The organism is Shinella agrisoli (assembly GCF_046557955.1).
In the GTDB taxonomy this organism is placed as follows: Bacteria; Pseudomonadota; Alphaproteobacteria; order Rhizobiales; family Rhizobiaceae; genus Shinella.
The window spans coordinates 62,042-84,619 of sequence record NZ_JBJIEP010000007.1 but is presented as its reverse complement, the minus strand read 5'-3'; the positions used below and the strand labels follow the sequence as shown (position 1 = coordinate 84,619).

The following is a 22,578-nucleotide window of genomic DNA, read 5'->3' as shown; positions in this document are numbered from 1 at the left end:
TTAACGTATCGGATGCGCGAGTAGTCTCAGAGACCGTTCGGCAGGTAGTTCTTGATGACCTTCTTGCCATCGGGCTCGGCCAGCACCATGGTGCCGCGCGCGTCGCGAATGAACTTGTTGGTACGCTTGATCATGCCGTGGCGCTTGCCGGCAGCGGCAGCGACGACCTTGCCGGTCGCGGTGATCTTGAACCGCTTCTTGGCAGACGACTTCGTCTTCATCTTGGGCATTTTGCTACTCCATTCTTCTTGAATTCGGGACGGCTGACGAGGCGCGTCCCCAGCGTAAAGAACGGCCACGGCATGCCCTGCCGGACCGTTCGGACGGCGGCTTGTAACCGAAGTCCCTCAAAAGCGCAACCGGATTCGGCGAAAGAGCGGCTTGCAGCGGCGGAAATGGAAAAGACGGCTCGGTTTGCCGGCCGCCTCACAGCAGCCGCGACGTCATCCTCGGGCTTGACCCGAGGATCCACCGCCGCGCCCGGAGCGCGGATGGTCGGGTCAAGCCCGACCATGACGATGGAGAAGTTTGCGGCGCCTTGTCAGCCGCCCGGGGCCGCCCCGTAGGGCGGCTTGATCCGTGCGGCGCGGGCGCCGGGAGAGGGCTCACTTCGGTGCGAGCACCATCATCATCTGCCGGCCTTCGAGCTTCGGCTCGGCTTCGACCTTGGCCACGGCCTGCGTGTCTTCCTTGACCTGCATCAGCAGCTTCATGCCGAGTTCCTGGTGGGCCATTTCGCGGCCGCGGAACTTCAGCGTCACCTTGACCTTGTCGCCTTCGTCGAAGAAGCGGTTCATCGCCTTCATCTTCACGTCATAATCATGCGTGTCGATGTTCGGGCGCATCTTGATTTCCTTGATCTCGACGATCTTCTGCTTCTTGCGCGCTTCGGCCGCCTTCTTCTGGTTGGCGTATTTCAGCTTGCCGAGGTCAAGGATCTTGCAGACGGGCGGTTCGGAGTTCGGCGAAATCTCCACGAGATCGAGGCCGGCTTCTTCGGCCATGCGGAGCGCCTGATCGGTGGGAACGATGCCATGGTTGTGGCCTTCGGCATCGATAAGCTGGACGCGGGGAATCCGGATTTCCTTGTTGGAACGCGGGCCGTCTTTGACGGGGGCTTCCGCTTTGAAGGGTCTGCGAATGGTCGTGTTCTCCTCGAACTGTTTCGACTGGGTATGAATCTGTGCGTCGATCGGGCCGTTTGCCCGCCTCGCGGCGTCTGGCGGCAATGTGTTGATCGCGCTTGCGAAGTCAATAGCATGCCGCGCGGAAAAAATCACCACCTGTCCTTGCGCGCGCGAATCTGGTCTAGCTCTCGGCCAAGGGCCGGTAGCGGGCAGGTTTCCGCGGGCCGGGACACGATGGGAGATAGGGATGACGGCGACGAACGGCAACGGCACCGCTGCGCAATTCATCACGGTCGGAGCGGGGGACGATGCCCGGCGGATCGCCGTTTCGCTCCAGCGGCCGGCGGCCGGCAATACGCTCGCCCATTTCGTCTGGCTCGGCGGCTACCGCTCGGACATGACGGGCACCAAGGCGGTGGAACTTGCCGCCCTCGCCGCCCGCCTTGGCACCGGCTGCGTGCGCTTCGACTATTCCGGCCACGGCGCCTCGGGCGGCGCCTTCACCGACGGCACGATCTCGCGATGGCTGGAGGAATCGCTTGCCGTGATCGACCATGCCGCAAGCGAGCTCGGCACCCGCCGCGTCGTGCTCGTCGGCTCGTCCATGGGCGGCTGGATCGCGCTGCGCGCCGTCGCGGAACTCGCCCGTCGGAGCGGCACCGAGGTGACGGGCCTCGTGCTCATCGCTCCCGCGCCGGATTTCACTTCCGAGCTGATCGAGCCCAACCTGACCGAGGCCGAGCGCACGGCGCTCCTGGAGCGCGGCCGGTTCGAGGAACCGGCACCCTATGGCCCCGAACCGAACATCTACACGCTGAAGCTCATCGAGGACGGCCGGAAGAACCGCGTGCTCACCGGCGTCATCGAGACCGGCTGCCCCGTGCATATCCTGCAGGGCATGGCCGATCCCGATGTGCCCTATGCCCATGCGGTGCGCCTGATGGAGCATCTTTCCGGCGACGATGTGGTGCTGACGATGATCCGCGACGGAGACCACCGCCTGTCGCGGCCGCAGGATATCGCAAAAATCCTCGAAGCCGCGGAGGTTTTCGCCCGCGGCGCGTGAGGGCGGGCGTGTCGTCCGGGTTACATTTTAACCATATTACGGCATCGCCAATTCTGATGATTGACGAAGCGCCCTCCTGGTCTTTAACTCTTTGTTAACGATTAGGGGACGTTTCATGGCGCGAATGATTGGTGCGAAGGCTGGGGCTGCGGCGGTTCTCGCTCTCCTCGCTTCTTCTTCCTCGGCTTTCACGGCACCGGCATCGGCGCTATCCATGAAGACAGGCGGCGTCACCTCGCAGCCGATCGGGCACTACGAATTCTGCCAGTCCTACAGGTCCGAATGCCGCGTCGGCGCGCGCAACGCGCCTGCCAAGGTCACGGAGTTCGGCTGGTCCGTGGTTCGCCAGATCAATGCGGGCGTCAACCGCGACATCACCCCGATGACCGACAAGGAACTGCACGGCAGGGACGAGTACTGGTCCTATCCGGACGGCGCCGGCGACTGCGAGGATTTCGTTCTCCTCAAGCGCAAGAAGCTGATGGAGAAGGGCTTTGCCGCCGGGGACCTGCTGATCACCGTCGTGCGCAAGCCGGACGGCGAAGGCCATGCCGTGCTGACGCTGCGCACCACCCAGGGCGACTATGTCCTCGACAACCTCAACAACGAGGTGAAGCTCTGGACGCAGACCCCCTACCGCTACCTGAAGCGCCAGGCTTCCTTCCACGCCGGCCGCTGGGTCTCGATCGAGAACGGCGACGCCGTCATGGTCTCGTCGGTCGGCCAGTAAGCGGCCATATCGCGGATACGAAGAAGGCCGCGGAGCGATCCGCGGCCTTTGCCATTTGGCAGGCGCCCTATTCGTCGCCCATCTTGAGCGCCGCGATGAAGGCTTCCTGCGGGATCTCCACCTTGCCAAACTGACGCATGCGCTTCTTGCCCTCCTTCTGCTTCTCCAACAGCTTGCGCTTGCGGGTGGCGTCGCCGCCGTAGCACTTGGCGGTCACGTCCTTGCGTAGCGCGCGCACCGTCTCGCGGGCGATGATGCGCCCGCCGATGGCGGCCTGGATGGGGATCTGGAACATGTGCTGCGGGATGAGGTCCTTCAGCTTCTCGCACATGACGCGGCCGCGCTTTTCCGCCGCCGAGCGGTGGACCAGCATGGAGAGCGCGTCGACCGGCTCGCCGTTGACGAGGATCGACATCTTGACGAGGTCGCTCTCGCGGTAGCCGTGGAGATTGTAGTCGAAGGAGGCGTAGCCCTTGGAGATCGACTTCAGGCGGTCGTAGAAGTCGAAGACCACCTCGTTGAGCGGCAGCTCGTAGGTCAGCATCGCGCGGTTGCCGACATAGGTCAGCTCCGTCTGGATGCCGCGCCGGTCCTGGCAGAGCTTCAGGATGCCGCCGAGATACTCGTCCGGCGTCAGGATCGTCGCCTTGATCCAAGGTTCGCGGAATTCGGCGATCTTGACGACGTCCGGCATGTCGGCCGGGTTGTGCAGCTCCTTCTCCGTGCCGTCCGTCATCGTCAGCTGGTAGACGACCGAGGGGGCCGTGGCGATGAGGTCGAGGTCGAACTCGCGGGAAAGCCGCTCCTGGATGATCTCCAGGTGCAGCAGGCCGAGGAAGCCGCAGCGGAAGCCGAAGCCGAGCGCCGCCGAGCTTTCCATCTCGAACGAGAACGAGGCGTCGTTGAGGCGTAGCTTGCCCATGGCCGAGCGCAGCTCCTCGAAGTCTGCCGCATCGACCGGGAAGAGGCCGCAGAAGACGACCGGCTGGGCCGGCTTGAAGCCCGGCAGGGCCTTTGCGGTCGGGCGCTTGTCCTCGGTGATCGTATCGCCGACGCGGGTATCGGCCACTTCCTTGATGGAGGCGGTGATGAAGCCGATCTCGCCCGGGCCGAGGCTTTCCATCGCGACCATCTTCGGCGTCAGCACGCCGACGCGCTCGACGGTGTATTTGGCATCCGTGCCCATCATGCGGATGACCTGGCCCTTCGTCAGCCGGCCCTCGATGATGCGCACCAGGACCATGACGCCGAGATAGGTGTCGTACCAGCTGTCGACCAGCAGGGCCTTCAGCGGCGCCTTCTCGCCGCCCTCGCTCTTCGGCGCGGGCAGGCGGTTGACGATGGCTTCCAGGACGTCCGGGATGCCGAGGCCCGTCTTGGCGGAGATCAGCACGGCGTCGGAGGCGTCGATGCCGATCACCTCCTCGATCTGCTCCTTGATGCGGTCCGGCTCGGCGGCCGGCAGGTCGATCTTGTTGAGCACCGTGACGAGCTCGTGGTTGTTGTCGATCGCCTGGTAGACGTTGGCGAGCGTCTGGGCTTCCACCCCTTGCGAGGCGTCGACGACCAGCAGCGAGCCCTCGCAGGCCGACAGCGAGCGCGAGACCTCGTAGGCGAAGTCGACGTGGCCGGGCGTGTCGATGAGGTTCAGCACATAGGTCTCGCCGTCCTTCGCCTTGTAGTGCAGGCGCACGGTCTGGGCCTTGATGGTGATGCCGCGCTCGCGCTCGATCTCCATGTTGTCGAGGACCTGTTCCGACATCTCGCGGTCGGCAAGGCCGCCGGTCGACTGGATCAGCCGGTCGGCGAGCGTCGACTTGCCGTGGTCGATATGGGCCACGATCGAGAAATTGCGGATATGGTCGAGGGGCGTCGAATTGTTGGTGCTCATGCGCGCCATATAGCAGCGAGCAGGATTCCCGCAAAGCGGTAAATGAAGGGTTTCGGGCGCCGGAGAAGCGCTATTCCGGGGCCTTTTCGCCTTCCACCAGCGCGCCGGCATTCGGCACCTGCGCGCTGCGGATCTCGAAGGTTTCGCGCGCCTCGGGCGGCACGGTCTCGCGCAGGCGCAGGCGATGGGCGACGAAGGCGGCGTAGAGCAGCGCCACGGCCATCGCGGCGTAGATGAAGGTCTGCGGGCCGAGGAACGGCGTCAGCGCCGTCACGGCGAGCGGCACGAGCGTCGCCGAGGTCGACCAGGCGACGAGCAGCGTCGAGGCGAGCGGCACGAAATCCTCCGGGTCCGTGCGGTCGTTGGCATGGGCATTGGCGATGGAGTAGACGCTTTCGACGGCCCCCGCCCACAGCGCGAAGACCAGCATCAGGACGACGAAGGCCTGGAAGGAGACGAAGAGGGCGGCGACCGCCGTGCCGGCGATGAGCAGGCACGTGCCTATCAGCACGACGCGCCGGTCGATGCGGTCGGAGAGCATGCCGAGCGGATACTGCACGAAGATGAGGCCGAACTGCATGACGAACATCAGTAACGCCACGTCGGCCTGGCCGACATCGTTGGTGGCGGCGTAGATCGGCGTGAAGCCCTGCACGACCATGGAAAGCCCGCCCGCCGCAAGGACGCCGATGAGCGCGACCGGCGAATTGCGCCAGGCCATCGAAAAATCGAGGCTGACGCGGGCGGGCGGCGGCGGCGTCGGCAGCTTGGTGAGGCCGATGGGCAGCAGCGCGACCGTGGTGACGAAGATGGTGACGAGCGGGGCGAGGTTGCCGTCCGCCGGCATGCGCCCGAAGAGCCAGGCGCCGACGCCGAGGCCGAGCACATAGGCCATGTAGAAGAAGGACATGGCCTTGCCGCGCCAGCGGTTGTCGGCCGCGTGGTTCAGCCAGCTCTGGGCGATGATGAAGTTGGAATTGCCCGCCGCGCCGTAGAGGCCGCGCGCCAGGACCCACAGGATCGGGTTGACGCCGAGCGCGACGAGGAACGCGGCGATGATGACGAGGGCGAGCGAGCAGGAGAAGGCGCGGGCGTGGCCGACGCGGCGGATGACGGGGCCGGCGATGACGCAGCCGATGAGCCCGCCGAAGGCGATGGCCGTGACCGCCGCGCCCGGTGTCCAGGACGGTGCATCGGCCCGGGACAGGACGTAAGGCACATAGGCGAGCATGATGCCGTTGCCGATGGCGACCAGCGTCATCGAGACGACGATGGCGGTGATGGAAAAGAGCGACGATGCCCGCTGCGCCTCACCTGTCATCCAACCGCCCTCCCGATTCCTGGCCCCACCTTACCGGGTCGGCCGGTGTCGCATTGTCGCCGGAGCGGCATGGCGGGAATTTATTTTCGGATGAGGTCATGCCGATTGTCTCTACTATAGGAGATCACTATTCCATGATAATGGAAAATGGAATGGATCTGCTGGAAAGCGCGATCGGTGAGCGGCTGCGGCTGCTGAGGACGGCGCGCAGCCAGACGCTCGAAGACCTTGCAGTCGCCTCGGGCGTCAGCCGGGCGATGATCTCGCGCATCGAGCGCGGCGAGGCCAGCCCGACGGCGCAGCTTCTTGCCAGGCTCTGCGCGGCGCTCGACCTGACGCTTTCGGCCTTCTTCGCCTTCTCCGAAGAGGGGGGCGACCCCCTCTCGCGGCGGGAGGCGCAGCCGGTCTGGCGCGATCCGGAGACCGGCTACCAGCGCCGCGCCGTTTCACCGTCGAACACGCCCTCGCGCGTCGAGGTGGTCGAGGTGACGTTTCCGCCCGGCGCGCGCATCGCCTATCCGCCGGAAACGGCAAGGGCCGGCATGACGCAGCATGTCTGGCTGTTCTCCGGTGTCCTGAGGATGACGATCGCCGGCACGGTGCACGATCTGCGACCCGGAGACTGCCTCTACATGAGCATCACCGAGGGCCACGTCTTCGAAAATCCCGGCGACGAGCCGGCACATTACGCCGTGGTGCTGGACCGCGGGCGCTGACGCAAATCCAGCAAGAGAGCACGCGGCGGTCTGCGGCCGCAATCGCATCATTGAGGAGAGCCGGGGAAACGATGAGTGAAATCAGACTGCTCGACCACAGCGAAACCCTCGCCCGCATCGGCGGGCTTGCCGAGGTGCTGGCCGATTGCGTGACCGACGGCGCGTCCGTCGGCTTCATGGCGCCCTGCGGGCCGGCCGACGCCGTGCCCTTCTGGCAGGGCGTCGCGGCGGCGGTCGGCGAGGATGCGACGCTGCTGTTTGCCGCCGAGCGCGCGGGGCGCGTCGTCGGCACGGTGCAGGTAGGCATCCGCCAGATGCCCAACCAGCCGCACCGGGCGGACGTGAAGAAGCTGCTGGTGCGGGCAAGCGAGCGCGGCCGCGGCATCGCCCGCGCCCTCATGGCGGCTGCGGAGGCGGAAGCCGCACGGCGCGGCAAGACGTTGCTGGTGCTCGACACCGCCACCGGCAGCCCCGCCGAGACCGTCTATCAACGGCTCGGCTGGCAACGCGCCGGCGTCATCCCCGACTACGCGCTCTACCCGGACGGCCGCTACTGCGCGACGACCTTCTTCTACAAGCGGATCGGGTAGCGGTGGCGGCGATATCTTGGCACTCCCATCGCATCAGCCGGCAAGTCGGGACCTCGGCTTTTGCGCGACCTGGATGGCCTTCGAGCGGGCACCCGGAGCGCGCCCGCCTTACCGGTTCGCCATCGAGGCCATCCGCTGCGGATAGCGGCCGCCCGCCACCTTGGCCGGCGAGAGGAGATCGCCGAGCCGCGCGGCCTCCTCCGCCGTCAACGCCACGTCGGCAGCGGCGGCGTTCTGCTCCAGATGCGGCACCTTGCTGGCGCCGGGGATCGGCACGATGAAGTCGCCCTGCGCCAGCACCCAGGCAAGGGCGAGCTGGGCCGGAGCGATACCTTTTTCCTTCGCCATCTCCTCCAAGAGCGCGACAAGCGCGAGGTTGGCGTCGAAATTCTCCGCGTCGAAACGCGGCAGGGAGCGGCGGAAATCGTCGGCGGGAAGGCCGTCGAGCGTTTTCAGCGCGCCGGTGAGCGCCCCGCGGCCGAGCGGGCTGAAGGGCACGAAGCCGATGCCGAGCGCGCGGCAGGTTTCGAGCACGCCGTTCTCCTCCGGATCGCGGGTCCAGAGCGAATATTCGCTCTGGACGGCGGCGATGGGATGCACGGAGTTGGCCTTGCGGATGGTCTCGGCGCTGGCTTCCGACAGGCCGAGCGCCCTCACCTTGCCCGCGCGCACAAGCTCCGCCATGGCGCCTACCGTCTCCTCGATCGGCACGGCGGGGTCGACGCGGTGCTGGTAGAAGAGGTCGATGACCTCGACGCCAAGCCGTTTCAGCGAAGCCTCGGCGACGGCCCTGACGTTTTCCGGCCGGCTGTCCGTGCCGGCGATCATCTCCGCCGACGGCTTGGTCGGGTCGATGCGGAAGCCGAACTTTGTGGCGATCACCACCTTGTCGCGCACCGGCCTCAGCGCCTTGCCGACGAGGATCTCGTTCTTGTACGGGCCGTAGACCTCCGCCGTATCGAACAGGGTGATGCCGAGATCGACCGCGCGGTGCAGCGTCTCGATCGCCGCCGTCTCGTCCTGCGAGGGGCCGTAGGCGTGGCTCATGCCCATGCAGCCGAGCCCGAGGGCGGAGACGTCGAGGCTGCCGAGTTGTCTGTGCTTCATGGCAAAATCCTTCCTTCATGGACCCGGGAGGCAGGTCCGCAAACCGGTAGCGGCCGATCCGCCGTCATCCGGACGAAACCAATCTAGGGCGCGGCGCTTCATCTGAAAATTGCTGCAAAAGCCAACGGCGTGTTCTATCTGTTGGAACAATGAACCGCACCCAGCTCTCCCAACTCGCCGTGCTCGCCATCGTCGCGGATGCGCGCTCCTTCCGCAAGGCGGCGGCCGAGCTCGGTATGCGGCTGATGCGCGCGGCGGCGATGGACGGCGCCGGCCTTGCCTATGTCTTCGACCAGCGCGTTGCGGACGACATCGACGCCGGCCGGCTCATTCCGGTACTGGAAGACTGGTGCCCGCCCTTCGACGGCTTTTCGATCTATTATCCCACGCGCCGGCAGGTGCGCCCGGCGCTGCGCGCCTTCGTCGATTTCTTCCGCTACCGCGGCCAGGCCTGAAGGCCCAGGGTAGGCTGCCGTCAGGCTCCCGCTCCGTCGAGCGCGGCGATCTGTTCGGCCGAGAGCGAAAGCGAGGCCGCCTTCGTCAGGCTCGCGAGCTGTCCGAGGCTGGTGGCGCTGGCGATCGGCGCGGTGACGGCGGGCTTGGCCATCAGCCAGGCAAGCGCGATCTCCGCCGGTTTCGCGCCGGTCTCCGCCGCCACCTGGTCGAGGGCCGAGAGGATGCGCCGGCCTTTCTCGTCGAGATAGCGTGCGACGCCCTCGCCGCGCGCTTTGCCCTCGGTGTCGGCCTTCGTGCGGTATTTTCCGGTCAGAAAGCCGGAGGCGAGGCTGTAATAGGTGATGACGCCGATCTCCTCCTTCCGGCAGAGGTCGGCGAGGGCGCCCTCGAAGCCGGCGCGGTCGTAGAGGTTGTATTCCGGCTGGAGCACGCCGTAGCGCGGCAGGCCCGCCTTGTCGGCGGCGTCGAAGGAGGCCTGCAGCTGGTCCGCGTCGAGGTTCGAGGCGCCGAAGGCGCGCACCTTGCCGGCCTTCACCAGGTGCGCATGGGCTTCCAGCGTTTCCTCATAGGGCGTTTCCGGGTCCGACCAGTGCGACAGGTAGAGGTCGATATGGTCGGTCTGGAGCCGCTTCAACGAGTTCTCGACCGCCTCGACGATCCACGATTTCCGGAGGTCCCGCCGGCCCTGGCCCATGTCGGAGCCGACCTTGGTGACGATCACCACCTTGTCGCGGGCAATGCCCGAGCGCTTCAGCCACTTGCCGATGATCGTCTCGGATTCGCCGCCCTGGTTGCCCGGCACCCAGCGGGAATAGACGTCCGCCGTGTCGATGGCGTTGAAGCCGGCGCCGGTGAAGGCGTCCAGCAGGTCGAACGAGGTCTTCTCGTCGGCCGTCCAGCCGAAGACGTTGCCGCCGAAGACGAGGGGTGCGATCGAAAGGCCGGTCTTGCCGAGGGAGCGGAACTGCATGAGGGTCCTCCAAAGGGTTCGTGCTGAAAAGGGCTTTGGTCAACATAGGGTGCGGGGAGGGGCTTTGCACGCCGGCGCCCGGATTTTTTGCGTGCCGCCGCGCTTGCGAGGAACGTACCTCGCGAATAGTCTCCCGGTGCAAACAGGGAGGGATCACCATGCTGCGTTTCGGAATCCTGTCGACGGCCAAGATCGGCCGCGAGCTCGTCGTGCCGGCCATCCAGGACGCGGAGAACTGCGTCGTCACCGCCATCGCCAGCCGCGATCTTGTCAGGGCCCGCGCCATGGCGAACCGCTTCTCCGTGCCGCATGCCTTCGGCTCCTACGAGGAAATGCTCGCTTCCGACACGATCGACGCCGTCTACATTCCCCTGCCGACCTCGCAGCACGTGGAGTGGTCGATCAAGGCGGCGGATGCGGGCAAGCACGTGCTCTGCGAAAAGCCGATCGCGCTTGATGCCGGCGAGATCGCATCGCTGATCGCCGCGCGCGACCGCAACGGGGTGCTGATCTCGGAAGCCTACATGGTCACCTATAGCCCGGTCTGGCGGAAGGTGCGCTCGCTCATCGCCGAGGGCGCGATCGGCCGGCTGCGCCACGTGCAGGGCGCCTTCACCTATTTCAACCGCGACCCTGGCAACATGCGCAACGTGCCCGCGCTCGGCGGCGGCGGCCTGCCGGATATCGGCGTCTACCCGACGATCACCACGCGTTTCGCCACCGGCAAGGAACCGCTCCGCGTGCAGGCGAGCACGGACCGCGACCCGGATTTCGGCACCGACATCTATTCGAGCGTGCGCGCGGATTTCGGCGATTTCGAACTCACCTTCTACATCTCCACCCAGCTCGCCCATCGCCAGGTCATGGTCTTCCATGGCGACAAGGGCTTCATAGAGGTGAAGTCGCCTTTCAACGCCGACCGCTACGGCGCGGAGGAGATCGAGCTCACCAACCAGAGCCACAGCGAGAGCCAGCACTTCCGCTTCCAGGACGCCCGCCAGTACCGGCGGGAGGTCGAGGCCTTCAGCCGCGCGGCGCGCGGCGAGAACGAAGAGGTCGTGACGCTGGAGAGCTCGGTGAACAACCAGAAGCTCATCGACGCCATCTACCGCGCCAGCGAGAAGGACGGCTGGGAGCCGGTATAGCTGCGGCGGGTGCGAAGCCGGGACGGCAATGTTGCGGGAAGGGCGGCTCAGCCGCCTTCGTAGAGGCGCTGCCCCGCCTGTAGCGCCGCATCCAGGCGGCCGCCGGCGGGGAAGATCGCCAGCGCCTCCGGCTTCTCCACGCCTTCCGCCAGCCGCGGACAGGTCTGCGCCGCGCCGAGCACGGTGGCGACGGGAATGACGCCGGCCCATATGGGCAGGGCGAAATCCGCCTCGTCGTCGCCGACGCCCTTGGCGCGCACCTTGGCGGACGCCTCCTCGATCGGCATGGCGATGATGGTCGTCGCCTTCGCCTCCTGCGCCGTGAGGCGGCGCAGGAGCGCGCTGCGGCCGGGATAGAAGCGGTCGACGACATCGCGCATCGCCTCCGCCTTCTCCGCCGGATCCTCGACCAGCCGCGCCGTGCCGAAGCACATGGCGGAGCGGTAGTTGGCCGAGTGGTTGAAGCCGGAGCGGGCGAGCACCAGCCCGTCGAGATGGGCGACCGTGAGGCAGGCGGGCGTGCCGGCTTTCAGGTGCCGCAGCATGCGGCTGGCCGAGGAGCCGTGCCAGTAGAGCGTGTCGTCCCTGCGCCAGAACAGCGTCGGCGTCGCGTAGGGCTGGCCGTCGATGACATAGGCGACGTGACAGAGCATGGCCGCGTCGAGGACGTGATGGACGGCCGCGCGGTCATAGCTGCCGCGCTCGTGCAGGCGCCTGACGCGGTTGCGCGGGGTGACGGGATAGGAGGAAACGGTCTCTGTGGTCATGCGGCTTGCCTTTCAGGGATTGTGCCGCCATGGTGCGCCATGCCATTGGACCGGAAAAGCACCAATCATCATCAAAAAATCCGGACCAATCCGCCGGATTGGTCATCCCTCATGCCCGTCCTGCCCGCGGCCGGCAGGCGTACGCCGGCGCTCTACCGCGAACTGCGCCGGCTGATCGAGGCGGGCGTCCTTCCGCCCGGCAGCAAGCTGCCGCCCTCGCGCGATCTCGCCCGGCGGCTGAAGACCTCGCGCGGCAGCGTGGTCGCCGCCTTCGAGACGCTGATCGCCGAGGGCTATGCGGTCGCACGCACCGGGGCCGGCACCTTCGTCGCCGACCGGGTGCCGAACGTGAAGCCGGCCGTGCCCGCGGAGCCGGAAGAGGCCGCGCCGAAAATGCCGCTGCCGGGCACGCTCGGCGTCGCCATGGCCGATGCGCGCACGCTGGGGCTTTTCCGCACGCTGCTGGCGCGTCACCTCGCCCGCCCCGGCCCGGAGCACTTCTACTATGGCGATCCGCGCGGTGGCGATGCGTTGCGCCGGGCGGTCGCCGCCTATCTGCGGCAGGCGCGGGGCGTGCGCTGCGAGGCGCGCTCGATCGTCGTCACCACCGGCACGCAGCAGGGCATCGACCTCGTCGTGCGCAGCGCGCTCCTGCCCGGCGACCGGGTGATGATCGAGGATCCCTGCTATCCGAGCGCCCGTGCCGCTTTCGCCGGCAACGGACTTGCCCTGTCCGGCCTCGCGGTGGATGCGGAAGGCGCGGACATAGCGCAGGCCGTACCGGGCGCCCGCGCGGTCTATGTGACGCCTTCGCACCAGTTCCCGCTCGGCGTCACCATGAGCATGCGCCGGCGCCTTGCCCTCATCGACTGGGCGCGGGAGACGGGCGGCTGGATCATCGAGGACGACTACGACAGCGAGTTCCGCTTCGCCGGCCCGCCGCTCGCCGCCATGCAGGGCATGGACGACAGCGGCCGGGTGATTTACCTCGGCACCTTCTCGAAGGTCCTCTTCCCGGGCCTGCGCCTCGGCTATGCGGTGATCCCGGATCCCCTGCTGGAAACCGTGGTGGCGCTGCGCAGCCGCTCCGACCGCAGCCCGCCGACGCTGGCGGAGGCCGCGCTGACCGACCTCATCCGCGAAGGCCATTTCGCCGCGCACCTGCGCCGCGCCCGGCGGCAGGCGCAGGCGGCGCGCGATGCGCTGGTGGCCGGGCTTTCGGCGGCGAAGGGTCTTGCGGTCGAGGTGCCGGACCAGGGCCTCCACCTCGTCGCCGGCCTGCCGTCCCGGCTTGCCGATACGGAAGCGGTCGGGATCGCCCGGAAGGCGGGTCTCGGTGTGCGGGCGCTGTCGGCCATGGCCGTCACCCAACCGCCGCGACAGGGCCTCGTAATCGGGTTTTCCGGCTTTGCGCCGCATGTGCTGCACGATGCGGCAAGACGCTTCGCCGCCGCGATCGGATGAAGAGGCTCCGGCAAAAGCGCACAGCGCCTCCGCCGGGCTCCTTAAGGATGGATCACGCCCTTGCGCAGGATGATGTTCGCATAGAGACGCGGCTCGCCCGTCTGCACCAACACATGGGCGGCGCGCACGCGATCGTAGAAATCGGCGCCGACGAGCGGCACGACCGCGCGGGCCGGCTCGTGGCGGGCGCAGCAGTCGATGATCTCGCGGTGCACCGGCTCCAGCCTGTCGCGGTCCTGGCGATAGGTGGAGCGGAAGATCGCCTCCTCGACGAAATCGTCGATCGGCAGGACCGAGAGCACGGCGTTCAGCACCGGTATCAGCGCCACGCCGTCGAGGCGGATCAGCCGGCGGGCGTGCTCGACGCCCGGATAGTTGCCGTCGACGATGGCGATCTCGTCGCCGTGGCCCATGCCGCGCAGCGTCGCGATGAGCTCCGGGCTCAGGATGGGGTCGATTCCTTTCAGCATTCAGGCAAGCTCCTTGAAGAGGACGCTCTGGTCCGGAAGATAGCGGGAGAAGAGCGGCAGGCTGGCCCCGCCGATCGAGCGGGCACGGCTGCCGACCGCCCCCTCCACGATGTCCGGCATCGTCACGCCCTGCAGGTCGAGCCGGGCGACGGCGGCGCGCGTCGCCGTCACGACCCGCTCGCGCACCCAGGCGGGAAAGCCGCCGTCGATGATGATGGCGGAAAAGTCGATGACGGAGGCCGACGCGACCACCGCCTGGGCCAAAGCCGCGGCCGTGTCCTCGATCCAGATCTGGAGCGGGCTGCCGAAATCGATCCAGTCTTCCGGCGAATACCAGAGCGGCTCGGGATCGATGCCGTGCTCGCGCAGCAGGTTTTCGAGGCGATAGATCGAGGCGATCTTGAGGAGCTGGACGGTCTCGCCGTCGCGGCCCTGCACGGGAAGCGGGCCGATGGCGCCGGCCGTGCCGGTGCGGCCGGTGAACAGCGCGGAATTGAGCACCACGCCGCCGCCGATGAACGAGCCGATGAAGAGATAGAGGAAGTCCGGGTACTGCGGCCCGAGCCCGAAGACGAGCTCGGCGGCGCAGGCGCTCGTCGCGTCGTTCTGCAAGACGACAGGGTAGGGCACGCGCCGGGCGACCTCCGCCGCGAGATCGACGCCGCGCCACTGGTCCATGTCGGCCTGCGGCGCGCCCACCTCGCTCGCCCAGCTCCACAGCTCGAAGGGCGTGGCGACGCCGAAGCCGGCGATGCGGGCGCGCTCCTGCGGCGTGATCGCCGCCTCCAGCTCCGCCAGCCCCTCCTCGACGAAGGAAAGCAGCGGGCCGGGCATGGGATAGGCGAAGGTGCGGCGCACCTGCCGGCGGATGCCGCCGACGAAATCCATCATCACGAGGTCCGCGCTGCGGCGGCCGATCTTGAGGCCGAAGGAATAGACGGCGTCCGGATTGAGCCGCATGGGCACGGAGGGCTGGCCGACCCTGCCGCGCATCGGCTCGCCGCGCACCAGCAGGCCCTCGGCCTCCAGCGCCCGCATGATCACGGTGACCGTCTGGGCGGAAAGGCCGCTGCGCCGCGCGATCTCCGCCTTGGAGAGGCTGCCGTGCCGGCGCACCAGCGACATGACCAGGCGCTCGTTATAGGCCCGCACGCGCACCTGGTTGGCGCCCCCGCTCGAATCGAGGATTTCGGCCGTCGCGGCGGGTGCCGTCGCGGCATTCTTGGTCATCGTCTCCTCCCGTGCCGGTTGAGGCGCAAGGCGCCCTTTCCGGTCCTCTTATCGGCTGGCGTTCCGCTCTTCCACCGGAAACGCGTGGGGCAGGACCCCGAGCCGATTTTCGTCAGAGCATGCCACATCCGATTAATAATTCAATTCGATTTATTTATTGACAGGCATTTCTTTTGGTGCTCTTCTCAAGATCGGAAGCAAGGTCGGCCGGCGGAGGAGCCGTACGGCCACCTGCGACCGGATGGCCCCAGGAGAGGGGCGCATCCCGTTTCGTCCTTGGGAGGATTACATGAAGAAGACGATCGTTTCCGCCGCTCTCGGCGCGCTTGCGCTTGGCGTGGCCTTTTCCTCGCCGGCCGCTGCCGCCGACACCACCGCCTGCCTGATCACCAAGACCGACACCAATCCCTTCTTCGTCAAGATGAAGGAAGGCGCCGAAGCCAAGGCGAAGGAACTCGGCGTCACGCTGAAGGCCTATGCCGGCAAGATCGACGGCGATTCGGAAAGCCAGGTCGCCGCGATCGAGACCTGCATCGCCGATGGCGCGAAGGGCATCCTGCTCACGGCATCCGACACGAAGGGCATCGTTCCTTCGGTGCAGAAGGCGCGCGACGCCGGCCTGCTCGTGATCGCCCTCGACACGCCGCTGGAGCCGCTCGATTCCGCCGACATGACCTTTGCCACCGACAACCTGCTGGCCGGCGAACTGATCGGCAAGTGGGCGGCCGCGACCCTCGGCGATGCCGCCAAGGATGCCCGGGTCGCCTTCCTGAACCTCACGCCGTCCCAGCCCTCGGTCGACGTGCTGCGCAACCAGGGCTTCATGAAGGGCTTCGGCATCGACGTGAAGGACATCAACAAGATCGGCGACGAGGACGACCCGCGCATCGTCGGCCACGACGTGACCAACGGCAACGAGGAGGGCGGGCGCACCGCCATGGAAAACCTCCTGCAGAAGGATCCGTCCATCAACGTCGTGCACACCATCAACGAACCGGCCGCTGCCGGCGCCTATGAGGCGCTGAAGGCCGTCGGCAAGGAGAACGACGTGCTGATCGTTTCGGTCGACGGCGGTTGCCCGGGCGTGCAGAACGTCATCGACGGCGTCATCGGCGCGACCTCGCAGCAGTACCCGCTGATGATGGCCTCCCTCGGCATCGAGGCGATCAAGAAGTTCGCCGACACAGGCGAGAAGCCGAAGGCGACCGAAGGCAAGGACTTCTTCGATACGGGCGTTGCGCTCGTCACGGACAAGCCGGCAGCCGGAGTCGAATCCATCGACACCAAGACCGGCAAGGAAAAGTGCTGGGGCTGATGGCCTAGAGCCGGCCCGGCATGACCGGGCCGGCCTTCCGCTGTGGACGGATCGGGTGGCGCAAGACGCATCCCTGCTTTGACAATCGCAAAGAGACGTGGGCACCTTCTGAAGGTGGAGAGCTTGCCGTTGGCAGGTCCACCAACCCTTCGCCAGGAAGGGAGGGGCTCACACGCGGTTCGCTCCCGGAGGAATCGGGGCCGGGAGCAAGCGTCCTGCTTTCTATCCTTGCGGGCGGGATGCCGGCAGGCAGAGAGGGTTTTCAGGCAACGCGCCGATGCGTCCCACGTACCATTTCATCCGGAAAAGCCGCGACGGTCGGCGAACGGAAGGGAGGACAGGATCATGAGTGAGACAACGACGGCCTCGCAGCCATCGCAGGAATTCGAGAAGGTGCTCAGCGAGAGCGTGACCCAGGTCGCCTCCTTCGACACGCACGACAAGACGCCCATCCAGAAATTCCAGCATTTCCTTCACGGCAATCCCTCTGCCGTGCCGCTCATCGTGCTCGTGCTTTCGGTGGCGATATTCGGCGCCATCCTCGGCGGCAAGTTCTTCTCCGCCTTCACGATGACGCTGATCCTTCAGCAGGTGGCGATCGTCGGCATCGTCGGTGCGGCGCAGACGCTGGTCATCCTGACAGCCGGCATCGACCTTTCGGTCGGCGCCATCATGGTGCTCTCGTCCGTCGTCATGGGCCAGTTCACCTTCCGCTACGGCCTGCCGCCGTCGGTTGCGGTCGTCTGCGGGCTCGCCTGCGGCGCGCTCTGCGGCTACATCAACGGCCAGCTCGTCGCCCGCATGAAGCTGCCGCCCTTCATCGTCACGCTCGGCATGTGGCAGATCATCCTCGCCTCGAACTTCCTCTATTCGGCCAACGAGACGATCCGCTCGCAGGACATTTCCACCCAGGCGCCGCTCCTGCAGTTCTTCGGCAACAACATCCGTTTCGGCGGGGCGGTCTTCACCTACGGCGTCATCGCCATGGTGCTGCTCGTCGCGCTCCTCTGGTATGTGCTCAACCACACCGCCTGGGGCCGGCATGTCTACGCGGTCGGCGACGATCCGGACGCGGCGGAGCTTGCCGGCGTCAACGTCAAGCGCATGCTGGTCTCGGTCTATACGCTCTCCGGCCTCATCTGCGCGCTCGCCGGCTGGGCGCTGATCGGCCGCATCGGCTCCGTCTCGCCGACCGCCGGCCAGTTCGCCAACATCGAATCGATCACCGCCGTGGTGATCGGCGGCCTGTCGCTCTTCGGCGGGCGCGGCTCGATCCTCGGCATGATCTTCGGCGCGCTCATCGTCGGCGTCTTCTCGCTCGGCCTTCGCCTCATCGGCACGGACCCGCAATGGACCTATCTCCTGATCGGCGTCCTCATCATCGCGGCAGTCGCAATCGACCAGTGGATCAGAAAGGTAGCAGGCTGATGGCTCTCGAACCCATTCTCACCGCCCGTGGCCTCGTCAAGCGCTACGGCCGCGTCACCGCCCTCGACCATGCGGATTTCGACCTCTATCCCGGCGAGATCCTCGCCGTGATCGGCGACAACGGCGCAGGGAAATCCTCGATGATCAAGGCGATCTCCGGCGCCATCACGCCGGACGAGGGGGAAATCCGCCTGGAGGGCCAGCCCGTCCACTTCCGCTCGCCCATCGAGGCGCGCAAGGCCGGCATCGAGACGGTCTACCAGAACCTCGCGCTCTCGCCGGCGCTCTCGATCGCGGACAACATGTTCCTCGGCCGTGAACTGCGCAAGCCCGGCGTCATGGGCCGGTGGTTCCGCAAGCTCGACCGCACGGCGATGGAAAAGTTCGCCCGCGACAAGCTCTCCGAACTCGGCCTGATGACGATCCAGAACATCAACCAGGCGGTGGAGACGCTTTCGGGCGGCCAGCGCCAGGGCGTCGCGGTGGCGCGCGCGGCGGCCTTCGGCTCGAAGGTCATCATCCTCGACGAGCCGACGGCGGCCCTCGGCGTCAAGGAGAGCCGGCGCGTGCTGGAACTCATCCTCGACGTACGCCGGCGCGGCATTCCGATCGTGCTCATCTCGCACAACATGCCGCATGTCTTCGAGGTGGCGGACCGCATCCACATCCATCGCCTCGGCCGGCGGCTGACGGTCATCAATCCGAAAGACTATACGATGTCCGACGCCGTTGCCTTCATGACGGGGGCCAAGGTGCCGGCGGAGGCCATCGCGGCATGACGACGATCGATACGATCGTGGACGACCTCCTGCGGCGCGCGGCAGACGCGCGCCGCTTCATGATCGGCATCGCCGGTCCGCCCGGTGCCGGCAAGTCGACGCTGGTCGAGGCGCTGAGGGAAAAGCTCCTCGCCCGCGGCGAGACGGCCGAAATCCTGCCGATGGACGGGTTCCACATGGACAACGGCATCCTTGCCCAACGCGGGCTTCTGCCGCGCAAGGGCGTGCCGGAATCCTTCGACGGCCGCGGCTTCGTCGATGTCGTCGAGGCCCTGCGGCGGGCGGACGGCGAGGTGCTCGTTCCGGTCTTCGACCGCTCGCGCGAGGTCGCCATCAACGCCGCCCGCGCAATCGCCAAGGAAACCCGCTTCATCCTCGCCGAGGGCAACTACCTGCTGTTCAAGGAGGCGCCCTGGGACCGGCTCGACGGCAGGTTCGACTTCACCATCTTCGTCGGCCCGCCCTATCGCGTGCTGGAAGAGCGGCTGCGCCGGCGCTGGCTGCATTACGCGCTGCCGGAGGACCAGATCCACTGGAAGCTCTACGGCAACGACCTGCCGAATGGAAAGCGCATCCTGGAGAACTCGCGCCCCGCCGACCTCACCATCGACATCTTCTGAGGCGATTGTCGTCCGGCCCCGCGGATGCTATCGCAGCCGCAAAGACGGGGAGAAATGCCGATGACCACCGAATTCACCATCCGCCGGCCGGACGACTGGCACCTGCACCTGCGCGACGGCGCCATGCTCGAAGGCGTGATCGGTGACACCAGCCGCCACTTCGCCCGCGCGATCATCATGCCGAACCTCGTGCCGCCGGTCGTCACCACCGCGGACGCCGCCGCCTACCGCGCCCGCATCCTTGCGGCCCTCCCGAAGGGCGACCGGTTCGAGCCGCTGATGACGCTCTACCTCACCGAGCATACGGACCCAGACGATGTGGAAGCCGGCTACGAAAGCGGGCTGATCCGTGCGGTAAAACTCTATCCGGCCGGCGCCACCACCAATTCCCATGGCGGGGTGCGCGACATCGAGAAGGCGATGCCCGTGCTGGAGCGCATGGCGCAGATCGGCCTGACGCTCTGCGTGCACGGCGAGGTCACGACGCCCGAGGTCGACATCTTCGACCGCGAGGCCGTGTTCATCGAGACGGTGCTGGACCCCTTGCGCAAGCGCCTGCCGGAGCTGCGCGTCACGATGGAGCACGTGACGACGAAGGACGGGGTCGACTACATCAAGGCGTCGAAAGCCAACCTCGCCGGTTCCATCACCACGCACCACCTGATCATCAACCGCAACGCCATCCTCGTCGGCGGAATCAAGCCGCATTATTACTGCCTGCCCGTCGCCAAGCGGGAGGAGCACCGGCTGGCGCTGCGCGCCGCCGCCACCTCCGGCGACGCGCGCTTCTTCCTCGGCACGGATTCGGCGCCGCATGTCGATCCGCTCAAGGAGTGCGCCTGCGGCTGCGCCGGCATCTATACCTCGATCAACACGATGAGCTGCCTTGCCCATGTCTTCGAGGAGGAGGGCGCGCTCGACAGGCTGGAAGCCTTCGCCTCGCTGAACGGCCCGGCCTGGTACGGCCTGCCGGCGAACGAGGAGACCATCCGCCTCGTCAGGCGGGCAGAGCCCGTCACCTTCCCGGCAAAGATCGAGACGGGCGCAGGACCGGTGACGGTGTTCGACCCGATGTTCCCGCTGCATTGGGATGTCGTCCAGGGCTAGATGAAGGGCCGCGCTTCACGCGCCAGTCCCTCCCAGCCGGCGAGCGTCTGAAGCCCCTCGGCATCGAGGATTTCGCAGCCGCGGTCCTGCCAGCGCATCAGCTTGCGGTCCGCGAGCTTGCGCAGCGTCTTGTTCGTGTGGACGAGCGAGAGGCCGAGCGTGTCGGCCACGTGCTGCTGGGTGATGGGGATGACGCGCCGCCCGCCGTAGATGCCTGCCGCATGCGCCCGCTGGTGGATGAAGGAGAGCAGATAGGCGGTGCGCTCCAGCGCGGTGCGGCGCCCGACGCTGAGCAGGTGCTCGTCGAGGATGCGTTCCTCGTGCGCGGCGATCCAGGTGAGGTCGTAGGCCAGCGACGCATGGCGCTCGAACAGCCGCTCGAGCTTGGAGCGTTCGAAGACGCAGAGCGTGATGGGCGTGAGCGCCTCGACGGAATGGTCCATCTCGCCCATCAGGCTGCCCTGGAGGCCGATGAGGTCGCCGGGCAGCACATAGTTCATGATCTGCCGGCGCCCGTCGGGCAAGAGCTTGTAGCGGAACGCCCAGCCGGAGAGCACCGTGAAGAGGTGGGCGCTGTGCATGCCTTCGACGAGGATCGTCGCGCCGCGTTCGATCGACAATTCGCCGCTCTTGAACTGCGAGACGAAATCCAGCTCCTTCGCCGAAAAATCCCGGAAGGAACGGAGGCTTCGCAACGGACACTGCTGGCAGGGTGTACGCCATTTGGACTGCTGGTTGGCCGCCGTGCCGCTCGCCATCGCACCTCGTTCCCTTTTGCTTGAGGCCCCCGCCGCCATGCGGCTGGCTTCAGAAACGTTGTGCCCCGATGGTTGTTCCAGCGGGCTGAAGCTATGTCTTTTTTAAATGACACGCCGCATGCCCTGGCCCACAGTCCGCCTCCCGAACCGCCCCGATTCCGGCGGTTTTACATGGAATGAGGAGTGCGGCGCCATGGAACCTTCTATTCCGCACATCTTGATCGCCGAACGCGAATTCCTGATCGCGCTCGATGCGGAATACCTGATCAAGGCGGCGCTCGACTGCCGCATCACGCTGCTCCGGCCGGAGCAGCTCGACCAATGGGATGAGGCGGCGCTGGCGGATGTCGACCTCTGCCTGCTCGACGTTCCGCTCGATGCCACGCGCATCATCGCGCGCATCGAGCGGCTGGTCGAAGCAGGCGTGCCGCTGCTTTTGACGACGGTCGCAGACATCCATGTCGGCGGCGTCGAAGGCTTCGAGATCATTCCCGTCGCCCGCAAGCCCTATGACGGCGAGACGCTGGTCGCGCTCGTCAGGGGACGGCTGCGCCGGCGGCCGCAGCCGGCCGAAGAGCTCGGTCAGAACTGACGGCCGAGCTTCGCGTCGACGGAGTGGCTGTTTGCGCCGCGGATGACGAAGAAGAACATGATCAGCGTCCACAGGATGGACTTTTCCGCGCCCGTCAGACCTTCGCCCTGCACGATGCCGTGGAAATAGACGGTGACGGCAAGCACGATCATCGCCGCGAAGGCGGCGGGGCGTGTGAAGAGGCCGATCGCGATCAGGATGCCGCCGAAGAATTCGGTGGCGGCAAGCAGCGGCGACCAGAAGGCGCCCGGATAGAAGCCGAGGCTCTCGACCATGCCGCTCGCGCCGAAGGGGTTCAGGATCTTGCCGTAGCCGTGGGTGACGAGCAGCAGGCCGGCGGCAACGCGCAGGATCGTTTCCGCGCTCTCATGCAGCGCTGCATAGAGGCTGCCGAGCGAGGGAACGATGAGGCGGGGACGATTGGTGGTCAGTTCTGTCATGGGGTCTCCTGTCGGAAAATGTGGCAGTGGCTCACCTCTCCGACAGGAAAGGGATGGCGGCAAGACGCCCGCCGACAAAACATGATGAATTGAGTTGACATTTCCGTGAGCCGGTCGCGATCAACCGCGTGCCAAGCCGCGGGGCCTGCTATATGCTACCCGCGTCCACGAAGGAGGTTGCCATGTCCGGGGAAAAGCCGCGCGTTTCCATACTCTACTGTACCCAGTGCAACTGGCTGCTCAGGGCCGGCTGGATGGCGCAGGAGCTGTTGTCGACCTTCTCCGATTCGCTCGGGGAGGTGGCGCTCGTCCCCGGCACCGGCGGCAACTTCGAGATCCGTGTCGGCGAGGCGCTCATCTGGGAGCGCAAGCGCGACGGCGGCTTTCCGGGGCCGAAGGAGCTGAAGCAGCGCGTGCGCGACATCATCGAGCCCGGCCGCGATCTCGGCCACACCGACCGGGCGGACAGCACCCACGGCTGAAACGGGA

24 protein-coding genes and 1 pseudogene are annotated in these 22,578 nt (G+C 66.7%); 14 read left to right on the top strand and 11 right to left on the bottom strand.

The window, feature by feature from the left end; genetic code table 11:
- Positions 1–26: 26 nt before the first annotated feature.
- A complete protein-coding gene (gene rpmI, locus ACIIOY_RS09315) occupies positions 27–230 on the bottom strand; it encodes a 50S ribosomal protein L35 (RefSeq protein ID WP_024270153.1) in 204 nt (67 codons plus the stop codon).
- A gap of 375 nt (positions 231–605) precedes the next feature.
- The gene (infC, locus tag ACIIOY_RS09310) at positions 606–1,142 is read right to left on the bottom strand and encodes a translation initiation factor IF-3 (RefSeq protein ID WP_411034530.1); all 537 of its coding nucleotides are present in this window, start codon (positions 1,140–1,142) and stop codon (positions 606–608) included.
- A 232-nt stretch (positions 1,143–1,374) separates the two neighbouring features.
- Here infC and ACIIOY_RS09305 point away from each other — a divergent pair, with 232 nt between their 5' ends.
- On the top strand, positions 1,375–2,193 hold the full coding sequence (locus ACIIOY_RS09305) for an alpha/beta hydrolase (RefSeq protein WP_411034372.1): 819 nt from the start codon (positions 1,375–1,377) through the stop codon (positions 2,191–2,193).
- Between the two features lie 115 nt (positions 2,194–2,308).
- Positions 2,309–2,923: a transglutaminase-like cysteine peptidase gene (locus ACIIOY_RS09300; RefSeq protein WP_411034371.1), complete on the top strand. Its 615-nt coding sequence runs from the start codon at positions 2,309–2,311 to the stop codon at positions 2,921–2,923.
- A 67-nt stretch (positions 2,924–2,990) separates the two neighbouring features.
- On the opposite strand, the gene lepA is transcribed toward ACIIOY_RS09300, so the two are convergent.
- Positions 2,991–4,823 carry a translation elongation factor 4 gene (gene lepA, locus ACIIOY_RS09295; RefSeq protein ID WP_411034370.1) on the bottom strand — a complete coding sequence of 611 codons (1,833 nt, stop codon included), beginning with the start codon at positions 4,821–4,823 and terminating at the stop codon, positions 2,991–2,993.
- 61 nt (positions 4,824–4,884) lie between these two features.
- The gene (locus tag ACIIOY_RS09290) at positions 4,885–6,135 is read right to left on the bottom strand and encodes an MFS transporter (RefSeq protein WP_411034369.1); all 1,251 of its coding nucleotides are present in this window, start codon (positions 6,133–6,135) and stop codon (positions 4,885–4,887) included.
- Positions 6,136–6,287: 152 nt separating this feature from the next.
- On the opposite strand from ACIIOY_RS09290, the gene ACIIOY_RS09285 reads away from it, so the two are divergent.
- Together ACIIOY_RS09285 and ACIIOY_RS09280 are read left to right on the top strand one after the other, a co-directional pair.
- A complete protein-coding gene (locus tag ACIIOY_RS09285) occupies positions 6,288–6,851 on the top strand; it encodes a helix-turn-helix domain-containing protein (protein ID WP_411034368.1) in 564 nt (187 codons plus the stop codon).
- Positions 6,852–6,922: 71 nt separating this feature from the next.
- Positions 6,923–7,441 (top strand): GNAT family N-acetyltransferase, encoded by a 519-nt coding sequence (locus ACIIOY_RS09280; RefSeq protein ID WP_411034367.1) that lies wholly within the window; start codon positions 6,923–6,925, stop codon positions 7,439–7,441.
- Positions 7,442–7,549: 108 nt separating this feature from the next.
- Here the strand turns inward: ACIIOY_RS09280 and ACIIOY_RS09275 are convergent, their stop codons facing one another.
- Complete coding sequence (locus ACIIOY_RS09275; RefSeq protein WP_411034366.1) at positions 7,550–8,548, bottom strand: aldo/keto reductase; 999 nt, start codon at positions 8,546–8,548, stop codon at positions 7,550–7,552.
- 242 nt (positions 8,549–8,790) lie between these two features.
- Between ACIIOY_RS09275 and ACIIOY_RS09270 the strand changes: the two are divergent.
- Positions 8,791–9,003, top strand: a pseudogene (locus ACIIOY_RS09270) (LysR substrate-binding domain-containing protein); the annotation flags it as partial.
- A 20-nt stretch (positions 9,004–9,023) separates the two neighbouring features.
- Here ACIIOY_RS09270 and ACIIOY_RS09265 read toward each other — a convergent pair.
- Entirely contained in the window at positions 9,024–9,974 is a 951-nt protein-coding gene (locus tag ACIIOY_RS09265) for an aldo/keto reductase (RefSeq protein ID WP_411034365.1), read from the bottom strand.
- 158 nt (positions 9,975–10,132) lie between these two features.
- Here ACIIOY_RS09265 and ACIIOY_RS09260 point away from each other — a divergent pair, with 158 nt between their 5' ends.
- Entirely contained in the window at positions 10,133–11,119 is a 987-nt protein-coding gene (locus tag ACIIOY_RS09260; RefSeq protein WP_411034364.1) for a Gfo/Idh/MocA family protein, read from the top strand.
- A 47-nt stretch (positions 11,120–11,166) separates the two neighbouring features.
- Here the strand turns inward: ACIIOY_RS09260 and ACIIOY_RS09255 are convergent, their stop codons facing one another.
- Positions 11,167–11,886: a pyridoxamine 5'-phosphate oxidase family protein gene (locus ACIIOY_RS09255; protein ID WP_411034363.1), complete on the bottom strand. Its 720-nt coding sequence runs from the start codon at positions 11,884–11,886 to the stop codon at positions 11,167–11,169.
- A gap of 111 nt (positions 11,887–11,997) precedes the next feature.
- Between ACIIOY_RS09255 and pdxR the strand changes: the two genes are divergently transcribed.
- Positions 11,998–13,350 (top strand): MocR-like pyridoxine biosynthesis transcription factor PdxR, encoded by a 1,353-nt coding sequence (gene pdxR, locus ACIIOY_RS09250; RefSeq protein ID WP_411034362.1) that lies wholly within the window; start codon positions 11,998–12,000, stop codon positions 13,348–13,350.
- 41 nt (positions 13,351–13,391) lie between these two features.
- Here pdxR and ACIIOY_RS09245 read toward each other — a convergent pair whose 3' ends face one another.
- Together ACIIOY_RS09245 and ACIIOY_RS09240 are read right to left on the bottom strand one after the other, a co-directional pair.
- On the bottom strand, positions 13,392–13,820 hold the full coding sequence (locus ACIIOY_RS09245) for an RbsD/FucU family protein (protein WP_411034361.1): 429 nt from the start codon (positions 13,818–13,820) through the stop codon (positions 13,392–13,394).
- Positions 13,821–15,050: an ROK family transcriptional regulator gene (locus ACIIOY_RS09240; protein WP_411034360.1), complete on the bottom strand. Its 1,230-nt coding sequence runs from the start codon at positions 15,048–15,050 to the stop codon at positions 13,821–13,823. It abuts the gene before it with no gap.
- A 289-nt stretch (positions 15,051–15,339) separates the two neighbouring features.
- On the opposite strand from ACIIOY_RS09240, the gene ACIIOY_RS09235 reads away from it, so the two are divergent.
- From ACIIOY_RS09235 to pyrC, 5 genes are all read left to right on the top strand, one after another.
- A complete protein-coding gene (locus ACIIOY_RS09235; RefSeq protein ID WP_411034359.1) occupies positions 15,340–16,365 on the top strand; it encodes a sugar ABC transporter substrate-binding protein in 1,026 nt (341 codons plus the stop codon).
- A gap of 345 nt (positions 16,366–16,710) precedes the next feature.
- On the top strand, positions 16,711–17,793 hold the full coding sequence (locus tag ACIIOY_RS09230; RefSeq protein ID WP_411034358.1) for an ABC transporter permease: 1,083 nt from the start codon (positions 16,711–16,713) through the stop codon (positions 17,791–17,793).
- The gene (locus ACIIOY_RS09225) at positions 17,793–18,572 is read left to right on the top strand and encodes an ATP-binding cassette domain-containing protein (RefSeq protein ID WP_411034357.1); all 780 of its coding nucleotides are present in this window, start codon (positions 17,793–17,795) and stop codon (positions 18,570–18,572) included. Before ACIIOY_RS09230 ends, ACIIOY_RS09225 begins: the two co-directional genes overlap by 1 nt.
- Positions 18,569–19,192, top strand: coding sequence for a nucleoside triphosphate hydrolase (locus tag ACIIOY_RS09220; protein ID WP_411034356.1), 624 nt, complete (start codon positions 18,569–18,571; stop codon positions 19,190–19,192). The genes ACIIOY_RS09225 and ACIIOY_RS09220 overlap by 4 nt, the downstream gene beginning before the upstream one ends.
- 60 nt (positions 19,193–19,252) lie before the next feature.
- Positions 19,253–20,299, top strand: coding sequence for a dihydroorotase (gene pyrC / locus ACIIOY_RS09215; protein WP_411034355.1), 1,047 nt, complete (start codon positions 19,253–19,255; stop codon positions 20,297–20,299).
- On the opposite strand, the gene ACIIOY_RS09210 is transcribed toward pyrC, so the two are convergent.
- On the bottom strand, positions 20,296–21,057 hold the full coding sequence (locus ACIIOY_RS09210) for a Crp/Fnr family transcriptional regulator (RefSeq protein ID WP_411034354.1): 762 nt from the start codon (positions 21,055–21,057) through the stop codon (positions 20,296–20,298). The genes pyrC and ACIIOY_RS09210 overlap by 4 nt on opposite strands.
- 193 nt (positions 21,058–21,250) lie before the next feature.
- On the opposite strand from ACIIOY_RS09210, the gene ACIIOY_RS09205 reads away from it, so the two are divergent.
- Positions 21,251–21,649 (top strand): response regulator, encoded by a 399-nt coding sequence (locus tag ACIIOY_RS09205; protein ID WP_411034353.1) that lies wholly within the window; start codon positions 21,251–21,253, stop codon positions 21,647–21,649.
- Here the strand turns inward: ACIIOY_RS09205 and ACIIOY_RS09200 are convergent.
- Positions 21,640–22,089 (bottom strand): DoxX family protein, encoded by a 450-nt coding sequence (locus ACIIOY_RS09200; protein ID WP_411034352.1) that lies wholly within the window; start codon positions 22,087–22,089, stop codon positions 21,640–21,642. The genes ACIIOY_RS09205 and ACIIOY_RS09200 overlap by 10 nt on opposite strands.
- Before the next feature lie 182 nt (positions 22,090–22,271).
- On the opposite strand from ACIIOY_RS09200, the gene ACIIOY_RS09195 reads away from it, so the two are divergent.
- Positions 22,272–22,571 (top strand): Rdx family protein, encoded by a 300-nt coding sequence (locus ACIIOY_RS09195; protein WP_411034351.1) that lies wholly within the window; start codon positions 22,272–22,274, stop codon positions 22,569–22,571.
- The last annotated feature ends 7 nt before the right edge of the window (positions 22,572–22,578 follow it).